This window comes from Pseudomonas capeferrum (assembly GCF_013523055.1).
Lineage (GTDB): Bacteria > Pseudomonadota > Gammaproteobacteria > Pseudomonadales > Pseudomonadaceae > Aquipseudomonas > Aquipseudomonas capeferrum_A.
Genome location: NZ_JAAMQM010000017.1, coordinates 109,243 through 123,700 on the forward strand (window position 1 = coordinate 109,243; position 14,458 = coordinate 123,700).

Genomic DNA, 14,458 nt, shown 5'->3' on the forward strand with positions numbered 1-14,458 from the left:
TGCAGCGGATCCAGCCATGACCGACGACGCCCAGCGTTGGAAAGAAAAATACCTCGAAAGCATCGATCAGCAGGAAAAACTGGAACGACGCTGGGACGCCCGTCTCGACCTTCTGCGTCGTGGCCTGGTGCGCAGCACATTAGCGGCGGAAGGCAGCGACAAGGCAGTCGACCAGTGCATGAAAGAAATGCGCGATGTCATTCGCAGCAAGAATATGGACGCTGCCCTGGCTGGCCTCATTCCACGGCTGGAAAAAGCCGTGCTCGATTCCGAGCAGCGACGCGAAACCCGTCTCACCCAGGTCAGCACCGCGTTGAACGCATTGGTCAGCCAGCTACAGGCCTTGCCGTTGCCAGGCGATGTGGCTCGACCCCTGAAGAAATACGCCAAGCAGCTGGACGCGCGGATAGGCCAGACGCGCGAGCTGCCGCTGTTGCTGGGCGAGCTCAGTGGCTTGCAAGGGCAGGCGCTGATGGTCTTGCAACAATCGGAGGAGTCGGCGCGACCCGGGCTCCTGCAAAGGCTGTTCGGCAACCGTGAGCACGAGTCACAGGCTCGGAACGAGACGCGACAGGCTTCTGTGGAGGTTGTCTCGCCACCCTCCGTGGCGGCGCCCATGGAGCAGGACTTCATGTCGACGATCCCGGCCCCGGAGCCGGTACCCGTATCTCTGACGCTCGAGAGGGTCGAGCCTTTTCCCGATACACCTGAATCCCTGCCCATGGCAGGCGCTGAACCGCTTGCCGTGCAAGCTACCGAGCCTGCCCAGGAAATGGCCGGGCCTGCCTTGGTCGACGCTATCGAGGTCCCGTTGCCTGAAGGCCAGGGCTTCTCTTTGCCGCCAACGCTCAAAGCCGAGCACTTTGACGAGAAAGGTGTGCCGGACGCGGGCTCTGCGGTGCTCGATGCAGTGTCCGATTCCCTGGACGAAGACAGTCTCTACGCCCTGCCCGACGCCGCCGAACCACCCTACAGCTCCGTGGCGGCGCATATTGAACAAACGTTCATCGGCTTGCTCGACGACCTCACCCTGCCAGAGCACCACAAGGCGCAGGCCCTGGCCATGCGTGAGCGCGTGGCGCGTGGCCTGAACTGGTACGAGCTGATTCCCGTGCTCGACGACCTGGCCGTGCTCATGCTGGCGATCAATGACAGTGGGCAACACGAATTCGAAGCCTATCTGCAGCAACTCAACGAGCGTCTGGAAACTTTCCAGGGCCATTTGCACGACGCCAGCACAGGGCACGCCGACAACAGCTCCGCCGCCCGTGAGCTCGACAGCCAATTGCGCGAGCAGGTGGACGGCCTGCAGACCAGTGTCCAGGGCGCCGCGGACCTGGGCAGCCTCAAGCGCGTGCTGGAGCAGCGCCTGGAAGGCCTGCTCGTGACCATGGACCATCACCAGCATGAACGTGGCCAGCGTGAACAGGAGCTGGCTGATCGCTTGCAGGGCCTGGCCGAGCGGGTTGCCAGCATGGAGCAGGAGGCGTTGGGCTACCGTGAGCACCTCGAAGAGCAACGCCAGAAAGCCCTGATCGACCCCCTGACCGGTCTCCCCAATCGCGCTGCTTGGGCCGAGCAGGTCGAGCGGGAGATTCTTGCCTGGCAAGAGCACGGCGGGCATCTGCTGATAGCGATCCTCGACCTGGACGACTTCAAGCGGATCAATGACAGCTATGGTCACCTGGCGGGCGACAAGGTCCTGAAGATCGTCGCCAACGTGTTGCGCAAGCGCTTGCGTGGGCGCGACTTCATTGCGCGTTTTGGAGGCGAAGAGTTTGTCCTGCTCTTGCCACAGACGTCGATGACCGTCGGCGTCCAGTTCGTCCAGATGCTACGGGCGGCCATCGAAGCCTGCCCGTTTCATTTCAAAGGCGAGCGCGTGGTGATCACGAGCTCCATCGGTATCAGTGCCTTTAGAACCGGAGAACGGGGCGATGCCGTGTTCAAGCGGGCGGACAAGGCGCTCTATCGAGCCAAGGGCGCGGGGCGCAATCGGGTGGAGCAGGATTGAGTGGGGCGCTGGCATTGGGGCAAGCGAGCTCCAGAGGGGAATACGGTGTCCGTGCTGCCGGGCATTGCATGGGTACCGTGAAAGGAGCTGGTCTCGATACCGCGTGTCCATCGGGCGGTTGCCAGGAAAGGTATCGCACCAGAGCGATCGCGTTATATTGTAGCGATCCTGACTGACGCTTATGACGTGCTTCTCGTGATGAAAAAACTCTTCGTTGCCTCCTTGTTGCTGCTGCTCGCCGGTTGCTCCAGCGGATTGCGGATCGACCGCAGTCACCCCTCTGCCAATCACGATGAGCGCATCCAATTCGTTGTCCTGCATTACACCAATGCCTCGCTCGAGCGCTCCCTGGCGCTCCTGACCAAGGGCGAAGTGAGCAGCCACTACCTGATTGGCGATGGCCCGGCCAGGATCTATCAGTTGGTGGACGAGAGCCGTCGCGCCTGGCATGCCGGTGACAGTCAGTGGCAGGGCCGCACGTGGCTCAATTCCAGCTCCATCGGTATCGAGATCGTCAATCCTGGCTTCGACGACACGCCCAATGGTCGGGTCTGGTACCCGTATAGCGAAGCCCAGGTTCAGGCTTTGATCGCGCTGCTCAAGGACATCGTCAAGCGTAACAATATCAATCCGCAGCACATCATCGGTCACAGCGACATCGCTCCGTCGCGCAAGCTCGATCCAGGACCGATGTTCCCATGGAAGCGCCTGGCGGACGCGGGCATCGGTATCTGGCCGAATGCCACCGCCGTTGCGCGGCAGCAGGCGTATTTCAGCGTCAACCCACCCACCATCGCCTGGTACCAGCAACAGTTGGCGCGCTTCGGCTATGCCATCGAGCAGACGGGCGAGCTCGATCCGGGCACCCGACATGTACTGGCCGCGTTACAGATACGTTTCCGCCCGCAACGGTTCGACGGCATGCCGGATGCCCAAACGGCAGCTATCCTGCAAGTTCTCAACACCATGCGCTAAAGCACCGCCAAACGGGCAGGCCGACTTGCCAGACAGTTGCTATACCTCTGGGTAATCAATTGGATGCCCTAGATGTCAGCTCTTCTCGCCACGCTGCGCCAAATTTTTCATCGTCCCTGGCTGCTGGCCACACTTGCCGCGCTTATCAGCGCCTGTGTGCTCCTGCTGGCCAGCGTTGGCGTGAACCTGCAACAGATCAGGGAAAGTGAACGCGCAGTAATGAATGCGCGAGGTGAACGCTTTCTGGAACGCCTTGAACAGGTATTCGGCCAATTGCGCGAAGGGGTCGACAAGCTCAAGGCTCAACCCTTGCGCAAGTGCGATGCGGCAATGATCGCGGCCCTCCAGCAAGTGGGGCTCAGCTACCGCTTCATTTATGAAGCTGCCTATGTCGATGGCACCGTCACGTGTTCGAACCGGGGGGGGCAGCGCAGTCCGGAACCTCTGCGCCCCCCGGACATCCACGGCCCCAGCTACAGCTACTGGCTCAACACGACCACCGAACCGAATGAAAACCTCGCCGCTCTCATGCTGGGGAGCGGCAGGTTTCTCGTCTCGACATCGCGTGGGCACCTGACCGATGCGGTCGACCTGCCGCGAGGTGGCAGTCTGCTGGTGGTCCTGGACCGGGGGGCGCGCGCCATCCCGGTATTGGGGCCTGCGCAACCCTGGCCTCCTGGTGACGGCTGGGCCTCGACCTCCAGCGAGTTGCTGGTCGAGCTCGTCGATCGGCTGATCTACCGCATGCCGACCAAGTCGCCCGATTACCAACTGGTGCTTATCGTTCCCCGATCCGACATGCCATTGAAGATGAATGGCATGCTTTGGGTCCTGTTCCCGGGCAGTCTGCTGGTAGCCACGTGCATCGGGTGGCTGGTGCTGCAACTGATCCAGCAGCGACGCTCCATGAGTTCGGAGCTGCAGGGCGCGTTGCGCCGGGGTGAGCTGCAAGTGCTCTATCAGCCGATCTTCGAACTCATCAGCCGGCGTTGCGTGGGAGCCGAGGCGCTGGTTCGATGGCGGCGACCGGACGGTACCCTGACCAGTCCCGACCTGTTCATCCCCATGGCCGAAAACACGGGCCAGATTTGCGAAATCACCGATTTCGTCCTGCAGCGGGTTCTCGAACAACTGGGTCAGTTGCTCAGGGCCAATCGCAGCCTGTATATCTCCGTGAACCTGGCCGCCTGCGATGTCATGGAGCCGCGAATCGGCCCCATAGCCGCGCGGCTACTGGCGCTTCACCACGTAGCCGCCAGCCAGATCGCGTTCGAAGTCACCGAGCGTGGACTGGTGGATGTGGTCGTGGCCAGGGAGAACCTGCAGGCGCTAAGGGCTGTCGGGCATCAAGTGCTGATCGACGATTTTGGTACCGGCTATTGCAGCCTGGCCTATCTGCAAACCTTGCCGGTCGATTGCTTGAAGATCGACAAGGCTTTCATCGACGCACTTGGCCACGATGCCGCCAGCAGCGGTGTTGCGCCCCATATCATCCGCATGGCCCATGCCTTGCAATTGCGGGTGATCGCCGAAGGGGTCGAATTCGAAGACCAGGCCGAGCTCCTCAACAGCGAGGGTGTCATCTATGGTCAAGGCTGGTTGTTCGCCCACCCCCTCAACGCGGCGCATTTCGTGGAGTTGATCACTCGAGACCGGCGTCCGGCCGGTCGACGGCTCGACGACGAGCCCGCCTAGGCCGGCAGCGCCATGTAGAACTGCGTCCCTTGACCGGGACGAGAGAACACGCCCATCCGCCCGCCATGCAACTGTACGATCTCCTTGCACAGCGCCAGGCCCAGACCCGCCCCGCCTTTCTTGCGGCCTACCTGGACAAAAGGCTCGAAGATCCGGCCCTGCTGTCCGTAGGCGATACCTTCGCCATCGTCTTCGACACTGATGATCACCCGTTCGGCATGCCGCCGGGCATGCAGACGGATGCGCCCGCCACTGGCCGTATGACGGATGGCATTGTGCAACAGGTTGTCCAGCACCCGGTCGAGCTGGGCCACATCCGCCTGGATGCGTGGCAGGGGCAGCTCCAGGTCGGTGACCAGTTCGATCTGTTTGTCGTCGGTCTGTTCCTGATAGCGCAACCTGGCTCGATCAAGCAGATCATCAATGGGGCACGGCGCCAGCTCGAGCTTCTGCAGACCGCTCTGGTAACGCGAGAAGTTGAGCAGATCGTTGATCAGTTGAGTCAATCGCTGCATCTCTTCGCCGATGGTTTCCACCAGGTCGCTCTCGCGCGCCTCCGCCGGGAACTTCAAGCGCTCGCGCAACAGACCGAACGCCATGTGCATGCCCGTGATGGGCGTGCGCAGCTCATGCGAGGCCCGCAGGACGAACTCACTGCGAACACGCTCGAAGGCGCGCTGCTCGGTCACGTCATGCAACACCATGACCGCTCCCAGAATCGGCCCCTGGGGATGGCTGACGGGTGTCAGGCTATAGGTCAGCAATCGGCTTTCGTCGTCCACTTCCAGGCTCAGGTCCTCGGGCGGACGATCCAGGCTGCCCCCTCGCAATACCTGGCGCAGCTGTTGCTCCAGTTCGGGCCGCTGCAGGGCTTCTGCAAGCCCTACGCCGAGGCGGCTGTCGACCCATCCCAATTGACGTTGAGCCACCGGGTTAAGGTGCTCCAAGCGGCCTTGCTGGTCGATGATCAACAAACCATCGTCGATGCTGTCGAGCACCGCTTGCAGGCGTTGCTGACCGGCGAGCAGCTCGTCGATATTGGTGGCCTGGTGCCGGCGCAATGCGTCCGCCATCAGGCCAAAGCGTCGGGTCAGCTGGTTGAGTTCGGTGGCATGGGTGACGGGCAGGGTGACATCGAAGTTGCCCTGACCGACCTGATCGGCCGCCTTGGCCAGGGCTTCGATAGGGTGGCCGAAACGGCGTGCGATGTTGTGCGCGGTGATGAACCCCAGCACCAGCACGGTCAGGCCCATCAGGCCAAGCATGCCGCTGATCAACAGGGCGCGGTCGCGGGCTTGTTCCTCGCCTTGGGTGATATGGTCGAGTGTCTGCCGGTGGGAGTCGACCAGGTCGGTGCGCACCTGGTTGAACGCCGACCAGAGCGGTTGATCGCCAATAACGCTCTGGCCAGAGAGGCTGCTGTCTCGATAGGCCTGCAGAAACGTCTGATAGTTACGGCTGGCCTTGCTGAACCCGGTACGCTCGCCACCGCGTTCGAGCCCTTCGTTGAGCAGCGTCTGGAAGTCTCCCTGCAACGCAGCGAGATGCTGGGTGCCGCTGTCCTTGTTGAGAATCAGGTTGAGTTGCTCGCCCAGGTTCTGGCGCAGCTTGAGCCCCAGCTCGAGCGTATGCGTGGCATCGCGCACCATTACTTGCTGCACCGTGGCCATCTGCAGCACGCTGACCAGCCCCAGCAACAGCCCCAGCAGGGCAACGGTCACCAGCGCCGAAATACTGAGAAAAAGCCGCGTACGCAGCTTCATCGCCCACCTCACAGGTTGTACTGCTTACGCTTGCGATACAGCGTCGAGGCATCGATGCCCAGCGTCTTGGCCGCCTGATCGAGAGTGTCGCTGGTCGCCAGTACCGCGCCGATGTGCGCGCGTTCGAGCTCATCCAGGCTCAAGGCGGCACCCACGCGAGGTGCGTTGCCGGTGGGCTGCTCGCCCATGCCCAGGTGGCTGATTTCCACGCGCTCCTGACCACAGATGATGCTCGCCCGTTCGATGACGTTGCGCAGCTCGCGGATATTGCCCGGCCATCGATAATTGAGTAGCGCCGCACGGGCCTCGTCGCTGAATCCGCGCGCAGGCCGCGAATATTCCTTGACGAAGCGCGCGAGGAAGCGGTCGGCGAGGATCAGCACGTCTTCGCTGCGTTCACGCAGTGGCGGCAGATGCAGGGTGATGACGTTGAGGCGGTAGAGCAAGTCCTCGCGGAAGCGGCCCTCGCGCACCATCTCTTCGAGGTTGAGGTTGGTGGCAGCCAGGATACGTACATCGGCGCGGCGAGTGACGGGGTCACCGACGCGTTCATATTCCTTGTCCTGGATGAAACGCAGCAGTTTAGGTTGCAAGGTCAGCGGGAAGTCACCGATCTCATCGAGGAACAATGTGCCGCCATCCGCCTGGTTCACACGACCGAGCGTACTTTCGCTGGCGCCGGTGAAGGCTCCGCGGCTGTGTCCGAACAGCTCGCTCTCCATCAGCTCCGCGGTCAAGGACGGACAGTTGATGGTGACGCATGACTTGCGTGATCGCTTGCTCCAGCCATGAATGGCCCTCGCCAGCTCGCCCTTGCCGGTGCCCGACTCACCCAGGATCAGGATGTTGGCATCGGTAGTGGCCACCTGGCGCGCGGTCTCGAGTACCGCCATCATCGCCGGGCTATGGGAGTCGAGCCCGTCCTTTGGCTTGCGCACCTCGCCTTCCAATGCTTCCAGGCGTGCCGAAAGCTGACGTACTTCGAGCTGTTTGGCGGTTGCCAGGCGCAGCTGGTCTGGGCTGCAAGGCTTGACCAGGTAATCGGCGGCGCCAGCCTGGATAGCGTCGACCGCCGTATCGATCGCGGAGTGGGCCGTGACGATCACTACCCGCATCCACGGTGCCTGGATACGCATCTGTGCCAGCACATCCAGGCCATTGTCCTCACCCAGTCGCAAATCGAGGAAACACAGGTCGAAGACCTGGCGTTGAAGCAGGGTTTCCGCCTGTGAGGCGCTGTTGGCTGTCGCCACGCTATAGCCTTCGTCTTCGAGGCAGTAGCGGAAAGTACGCAGGATGGCGGACTCATCATCTACCAGCAGAATGCGGCCTTGATTGTCCGGGACTGATTCCATTTCCTGCGCTCCTGTAGGATTAATCTTGGTTAGTGTCGGAAATATCGGGCAAGTTGCATGGTCAATTCTGATTGATTCCGTTATCTGCATGCTAGCTCGTTGACTTCTGCTTGGCTAACTTACTGAAAAAACAGAAATTGCCTACAGAAAAAATGATGGCACCAAGATTGCGGCACTCTCGGATTTGACCAGAAGGATGGTGTCCCATGCCCTTTCCACCCCGGTCCGCTGCGCTGGCAGTGGGTCTTCTGCTTAGCCAGTTCCTGGCACCCACCGCATTCGCCGACAGCGAGCAAGACGCACGTCTGGAGGGCGCTTTGCAGACAGCGCTATCCTTGAATCGTGTCCTCAATCCTTTCCGCATCACGGCCCAGGTCGCAGGGCAATCCGTTCAGCTGTCCGGCGAAGTGGAAAACGAGGTTGAGCGTCAGCTGGCCGAACGCGTGGCACTGGCCACCCGTGGCATCGAGCATGTGGATAACCGATTACAGGTCAATGCCGACCTGGTCGAGCAATCCCTGGAGTTGCGCGCCTATGCCCAGCGTCTGGAAGACGCGACGCTTTCTGCCATCGTGCGCGCTCGCCTGCTCTGGAGCCGCGTCACGCAAAAAGCTCCCATCGAGGTCGAAAGCCGTGAAGGTGTGGTGACCCTGCGTGGCAGAGTCGACAGTACCGAAGCCAAGGAGCTCGCCGGGGTGCTGGCCCGAAGCACGGACGGGGTATACCTGGTGAACAACCTGGTCAGCCTCGATACCGCCGCCATGGCGAAGGCCCGAACAACGCCAGTCGATGCCCCTGTCGGACCGCAACCGAGCGATAACTGGATCATCGACAAGATCCAGAGCAGCTTGCGCTATAGCCGCAATCTGGATGGCCTGACCATCAAGGTGTCAAGCCAGGAAGGCTTGGTGCGATTGTCCGGCGAGGTGGTCAGTAGCGAACAGAAATCCATTGCCGTGGACGTGGCGCGTCAGATCGTCGGAGTACGCGGCGTAGACGCTGATTTGCTGAAGGTGGCCACCAAGACCGAAGGGTGAATCATGCAAATCGCACGACGCCAGGGAGGGCATCGTGCAGGATACGTCCCCACCTTAATCTGATTCATTAGTTAAGTTATTGATTTGTAAGTAGTTTTTATCGAATCCAATACTGGCATGCAGGCTGCACTGTTCTATTCAGAGTTGAATAAAAAGTACAGCACGAGGAGCCGGTATGAACCGCCAAACCATCACTCGCGAACAGACCGCTACATTGCCACTGCGCCAGTTCCTGTTTCTCAGCCTGGCGCTGATGCTGACCCTGGCCGCCGGCCAGGCGTACCACAGCTGGCAGACTGCGCGTTTGGCCGAGCAGGTGGCAGCGCACACTGCGCTGTTGGTGCATATCCAGGCGACTCGCGCGAACACCTTGGTAAGAGCGGCAGAACCGGTTTCGACGCAGGAGCGTGCGACGCCGGCCACCCTCGAAAGTGTTGTACCTCAAGAGCGCTGGGTGTTCTAAGCGCAGCCACGAGCGGATTTCGAACAAAACGGTAAGGAGAATCATCATGTTGAGCTGGGCTATCACTTTCCTGATCATCGCCATCGTCGCAGCTGTGTTGGGCTTCGGTGGTATCGCGGGCGCGGCGACGGGTATCGCGAAGATCCTGTTCATCATCTTCCTGGTGCTGTTCATTGCTTCGTTCTTCTTTGGACGCCGTAGAGGTTGACGATGAAGAGGTTGTATAGCGCTGTTGCTGCTGCCCTGCTGATGGGCAGTAGCATGGTGGCGATGGCCGCCAATGACGGACAGGTCCGAGCCAATGAGCTATTGGGCTCAGATCCCGAATATCGCGAAACGTGGCAGCAAGTGGTCAAAAAGGAAGAGCGCTTGCCCGAATGGGTACTCAACCTCAGCGGTAGCTCTCCTCAACAGATGTCCGCGGTCACCGAGGATGGGGACAGGTATCTGGTCGGTCCTCTGTGTGAATCCGAAGGCAAATGCATCAACAAGCGTCTGATCGTGGCTTTCAAGTGGGACAAGGACGATGCCTACGCGATGCTGGTAGAAGTTCCTGAAGGGCTGCCCAAGGACAAGGCACCAACCCGTCATGCCGATTATCGTTGGCTGGGTGAGCCTGACGAAGGGATGAAGGCGCTCTTGCTCGAACAGCTCAAGCGTGATCCCAACTGGTACTGAGTGAAGACAGACGAACGGTAGTGCGCTGTAACTAAATAGAAGCCGAACCTTTTTATGATTCTGGCTTCTATGTTGCTTCGCTTCGATGAGACGCGATGCATGACCAGGGGGCCGGGCTGTTCTGATTGTTACAGGATCGGAATGGCTTAGGGGTACAGGGAGTACCTCCCGTAAGGGGCCGGGTCAGGAAAGGCGGCATCGGAAGTTTCAGGCCAGCCGTGCCCGGTTGGCACCTGGCCTGGCTTCCGAGGCGCTTCCACTCCATTGCTGCGTTACTGATGCCGTATGCGTCAGACCGATAGTTTTCTCGACCGTATATCGAAATATTTTCCCAGAGAACTGGTACGTCCGTACTGTCATTTCTCTTCATTCGGTTTGTCGAACAACTTCCTATCCGTACCCTGTATACAGACAAATCTGCCCTTGTTTGGCGTATCAGCCATGTTCGGAAAACCGAACAGCTGTAATTCACGTTCATGCGCAGGCTAATTTTCAGGCTACAGGTTATGCCGATTCGGCATGGGGTAGTCGTTTCCGGCATTAGACTGCCCCCTTGTGCATGGCAATAGTTGCCGCCTTTTTCGCTGGCCAGCGCGCATTGCGCTCGCTTGCTGCGACCCTACAGGGACATGCCGATTGGGCCAAAGCGAATTTCCAGACTGCTTGAAAGGCTCTGGATCAAGGCTTCCAGCAGGGTGTCCAGGTCAATTAGAACAAGGGTAACGACATGAAGAAGGCAAAACTCAGCCTCGCCTGGCAGATCCTCATTGGATTGGTACTCGGTGTTGCGGTAGGCGCGCTGCTGAACCATTTCAGTGCAGAAAAGGCATGGTGGATCAGCAATATCCTGCAGCCTGCGGGCGACATCTTTATTCGCCTGATCAAGATGATCGTCATCCCGATCGTGATTTCGTCACTGGTCGTCGGTATCGCCGGTGTAGGCGATGCCAAGAAACTTGGCAGCATCGGCTTGAAGACCATTCTCTATTTCGAGGTGGTAACGACCATTGCGATCGTCGTGGGCCTTGTCCTGGCGAATGTCTTCCATCCAGGTGCCGGTATCGACATGAGCACGCTGGGCACCGTGGACATTTCCAAGTACGCCGCCACCGCAGCCGAGGTCCAGCATGAGCACGCGTTCATCGAGACGCTGCTGAACCTGATCCCGTCCAACATCTTCGCCGCGCTGATGCGAGGCGAAATGCTGCCGATCATCTTCTTCTCGGTGCTGTTCGGCCTGGGCTTGTCCAGCTTGCAAGCTGACCTTCGCGAGCCGCTGGTGCGTACCTTCCAGGGCGTTTCGGAAGCTATGTTCAAGGTCACCCACATGATCATGAACTATGCGCCGATTGGTGTTTTCGCCCTGATCGCCGTGACGGTCGCCAACTTCGGCTTCGCTTCGCTGCTGCCACTGGCCAAGCTGGTGCTGCTGGTGTACTTCGCCATCGCCTTCTTCGCCTTCATGGTGCTGGGCCTGGTCGCACGTCTGTTCGGCTTCTCGATCATCAAGATCATGCGCATCATGAAGGACGAGCTTGTCCTCGCCTACTCAACCTCCAGTTCCGAAACCGTGCTCCCACGCGTGATCGAGAAAATGGAAGCCTATGGCGCGCCCAAGGCTATCTGCAGCTTCGTGGTCCCCACCGGCTATTCGTTCAACCTCGATGGTTCGACCCTGTACCAGAGCATCGCGGCACTGTTCATCGCGCAGCTCTACGGCATCGACCTGTCGTGGAGCCAGCAGTTGCTGCTGGTCGTGACCCTGATGGTCACCTCCAAGGGCATTGCCGGTGTGCCGGGCGTATCCTTCGTGGTCTTGCTGGCGACCTTGGGCAGTGTCGGCATCCCGTTGGAAGGCCTGGCCTTCATTGCCGGTGTCGATCGCATCATGGACATGGCTCGTACCGCGCTCAACGTGATCGGCAACGCCCTGGCCGTGCTGGTCATCTCGCGCTGGGAAGGCATGTATGACGCCGCCAAGGGCGAGCGTTACTGGAACAGCCTGCCGCACCTGCGCGGCAAGGAAGCGGTCGTGGCTGGCAAGACAGCCAATCGCTAAGGCGTCCGCGTACTGACAGAAAGCCCCGACACGTCGGGGCTTTCTGCTTTTTGCCGGGCAAGGGATGAAACCATGGCCTGACAGGCAGGTGGCCGACTAGCCCCTGACCGGCGTGCGGGTGGGTTATCATTCGTGGCATTTTTCGGGGGGTACACGCGGATGCTCAATGGCCTTTGGCTCGGCTTTTTCCTGGTGGCGGCGGTTTCCGCCATGGCCCAATGGCTGATTGGCGGGAATGCCGACATTTTCGCCGCGATGGTCGAGAGCATCTTTGCCATGGCCAAGCTGTCCGTGGAAGTCATGATTCTGCTGTTCGGCACCCTGACGCTGTGGCTGGGCTTCCTCAAGATCGCCGAGCAGGCAGGGATCGTCGAGTGGCTGGCCAAGGTGCTCGGCCCCTTGTTCGCGCGGTTGATGCCGGAAGTACCCCCCGGCCATCCCGCTCTCGGACTGATCACCATGAACTTCGCCGCCAACGGCCTGGGTCTGGACAATGCGGCAACGCCCATCGGCCTCAAGGCCATGCGTGCGCTACAGGAACTCAATCCGAGCAGTACTACCGCGAGCAACGCGCAGATCCTGTTCCTGGTGCTCAATGCATCCTCCCTGACGTTGTTGCCGGTGACCATCTTCATGTACCGGGCCCAACAGGGCGCGACCGATCCGACCCTGGTCTTCCTGCCGATCCTGCTGGCCACCAGTTGCTCGACCCTGGTCGGCCTGCTGTCGGTCGCAGTGATGCAGCGCTTGCGGTTGTGGGATCCGGTAGTGTTGGCCTATCTGGTGCCCGGCGCCCTGCTCCTGGGAGGCTTCATGGCTTTCCTGGGCACCTTGTCGGCCGCCGCCCTGGCGAGTCTGTCGTCGATCCTGGGCAACCTGAGCCTGTTCGGAATCATCATCCTGTTCCTGGTAATCGGCGCATTGCGTCGAGTAAAGGTCTACGAGGCGTTCATCGAGGGCGCCAAGGAAGGTTTCGACGTCGCCAGGAGCCTGCTGCCCTATCTGGTGGCGATGCTCTGCGCGGTCGGCGTGCTGCGTGCCTCTGGCGCACTGGAACTGGCGCTGGATGGGATTCGTCATGCCGTCGAATGGATCGGCCTGGACACGCGCTTTGTCGATGGCCTTCCGACCGCCCTGGTCAAGCCGTTTTCAGGCAGCGCTGCGCGGGCACTGCTGATCGAGACCATGCAGACCCATGGCGTCGACAGTTTTGCGGCACTGGTCGCAGCAACGGTTCAAGGCAGTACCGAGACCACCTTTTATGTCCTGGCGGTGTATTTCGGCGCGGTCGGCATCCAGCGCGTGCGGCATGCCGTGGGCTGTGCCCTGCTGGCCGAGTTGTCGGGGGTGATCGCGGCGATCCTGGTCTGCTACTGGTTCTTTGCCTGAGCCTGAGCGTCGTCCACTACGCGAAAACGCAGTACACCGATGACCTGGCCGTCCTCGGTGAGCACCCTCACCTGCCAACGGCCAGCCGGTTTGGGCGGGAAGTTCTGCTTGTGGGTCCAGGCCCGGTAGCCTTCCTTGCGACCGCCATGGATATCCAGCGCGATGCGATCGACCTCCTGACCGTTGTGCTGCCACACATGGTAGATGCGTTCATTCAGTCCACGCGGGGCGTTGATGGCGGTATAGGCGTAGAGCCCATTGCCACGCAGGCGACTGGTCTCGATCTGCCTGAGAGAGGCGCCTGGCTTGCGGTCCTGGACCTCGGTGCTGACCGCCACCTCGGTCATCCACAACGTCGCCGGCGGCACCCACGAGCGCAGCGTCCAGCCGGCCGCGCCAACGCCTACCGTCAGCAGCACCAAGGCAATCGCCCGTCGCCATCCATTGATCGGGAACGTGCTGGCCAGGCTTGGAAAAGACAGCAGCATGGTGATACCCAGTGCCAGCTTGAAGCTCTGCGCCGTCGTCAGGTGCAGGATGATCGGCAGGGCCGTGAGGAGCGCGGCGAACAACGTCAGGGTATGCAGCGCGAGGAACAACCATCGCCGCGGCGCCAGCCATCGGTAATAAAGTGGATCGACGATGGAAATCAACCCGGCGGCGGCCAACAAGCCCGTGAATACCAATTGACCGCTGTTCCACGTGGTGGTGATGAAGAAGAACGGCAGGACGAAGAACAGGCTCTCCTGGTGAATCATCTGCGTGGCATAGCGCAGCAGCGGTTGCGGGATCTCCCGGTTGAAGGTACGACTGAACAGCTTGGTCAGCGTGTTTTCCAGCATCAGCCAGATCCAGCTGACCAACAACACGATAGCGATCCAACTGGCCAGCCCAGCCTGGCGATCGACCAGGATGAAGCTACCGATCCCGGACAGAAAGCCACCCAGGGCGATGACTCCAGGGTAGCGCTTGAGCAGTTCGATCACGCGCTGGGCGATTTGAGCTAATGGAGGCATGGGCAACGACTGAA

General features: G+C 60.5%; 12 protein-coding genes. 9 read left to right on the forward strand and 3 right to left on the reverse strand.

Annotation, left to right across the window (positions count from 1 at the left end; genetic code table 11):
- Positions 1–16 precede the first annotated feature (16 nt).
- The 3 genes from G7009_RS19555 to G7009_RS19565 all read left to right on the forward strand — a co-directional run bounded on the left by G7009_RS19555 (position 17) and on the right by G7009_RS19565 (position 4,684).
- Complete coding sequence (locus G7009_RS19555) at positions 17–2,014, forward strand: diguanylate cyclase (protein WP_181131739.1); 1,998 nt, start codon at positions 17–19, stop codon at positions 2,012–2,014.
- A gap of 198 nt (positions 2,015–2,212) precedes the next feature.
- Positions 2,213–2,989 (forward strand): N-acetylmuramoyl-L-alanine amidase, encoded by a 777-nt coding sequence (locus G7009_RS19560; protein WP_219856677.1) that lies wholly within the window; start codon positions 2,213–2,215, stop codon positions 2,987–2,989.
- Between the two features lie 72 nt (positions 2,990–3,061).
- The gene (locus tag G7009_RS19565) at positions 3,062–4,684 is read left to right on the forward strand and encodes an EAL domain-containing protein (RefSeq protein WP_181131741.1); all 1,623 of its coding nucleotides are present in this window, start codon (positions 3,062–3,064) and stop codon (positions 4,682–4,684) included.
- Here G7009_RS19565 and G7009_RS19570 read toward each other — a convergent pair.
- Together G7009_RS19570 and algB are read right to left on the reverse strand one after the other, a co-directional pair.
- Complete coding sequence (locus G7009_RS19570; RefSeq protein WP_181131742.1) at positions 4,681–6,447, reverse strand: KinB sensor domain-containing domain; 1,767 nt, start codon at positions 6,445–6,447, stop codon at positions 4,681–4,683. The genes G7009_RS19565 and G7009_RS19570 overlap by 4 nt on opposite strands.
- A gap of 8 nt (positions 6,448–6,455) precedes the next feature.
- Positions 6,456–7,802, reverse strand: a complete 1,347-nt coding sequence (algB, locus tag G7009_RS19575) for a sigma-54-dependent response regulator transcription factor AlgB (protein WP_181131743.1) — start codon at positions 7,800–7,802, stop codon at positions 6,456–6,458.
- 206 nt (positions 7,803–8,008) lie between these two features.
- Between algB and G7009_RS19580 the strand changes: the two genes are divergently transcribed.
- From G7009_RS19580 to G7009_RS19605, 6 genes are all read left to right on the forward strand, one after another.
- Positions 8,009–8,839: a BON domain-containing protein gene (locus tag G7009_RS19580; RefSeq protein WP_181131744.1), complete on the forward strand. Its 831-nt coding sequence runs from the start codon at positions 8,009–8,011 to the stop codon at positions 8,837–8,839.
- 175 nt (positions 8,840–9,014) lie between these two features.
- Positions 9,015–9,302, forward strand: a complete 288-nt coding sequence (locus G7009_RS19585; protein ID WP_181131745.1) for a hypothetical protein — start codon at positions 9,015–9,017, stop codon at positions 9,300–9,302.
- A gap of 46 nt (positions 9,303–9,348) precedes the next feature.
- Entirely contained in the window at positions 9,349–9,510 is a 162-nt protein-coding gene (locus tag G7009_RS19590) for a DUF1328 domain-containing protein (protein WP_181131746.1), read from the forward strand.
- A 2-nt stretch (positions 9,511–9,512) separates the two neighbouring features.
- Complete coding sequence (locus G7009_RS19595) at positions 9,513–9,980, forward strand: inhibitor of vertebrate lysozyme family protein (RefSeq protein WP_181131747.1); 468 nt, start codon at positions 9,513–9,515, stop codon at positions 9,978–9,980.
- Positions 9,981–10,707: 727 nt separating this feature from the next.
- On the forward strand, positions 10,708–12,039 hold the full coding sequence (gene gltP, locus G7009_RS19600) for a glutamate/aspartate:proton symporter GltP (protein ID WP_181131748.1): 1,332 nt from the start codon (positions 10,708–10,710) through the stop codon (positions 12,037–12,039).
- 159 nt (positions 12,040–12,198) lie between these two features.
- On the forward strand, positions 12,199–13,428 hold the full coding sequence (locus G7009_RS19605) for a nucleoside recognition domain-containing protein (protein WP_181131749.1): 1,230 nt from the start codon (positions 12,199–12,201) through the stop codon (positions 13,426–13,428).
- On the opposite strand, the gene G7009_RS19610 is transcribed toward G7009_RS19605, so the two are convergent.
- Positions 13,410–14,444: a DUF5924 family protein gene (locus G7009_RS19610; protein ID WP_181131750.1), complete on the reverse strand. Its 1,035-nt coding sequence runs from the start codon at positions 14,442–14,444 to the stop codon at positions 13,410–13,412. The two genes, G7009_RS19605 and G7009_RS19610, sit on opposite strands and share 19 nt — an antisense overlap.
- Positions 14,445–14,458 lie beyond the last annotated feature (14 nt).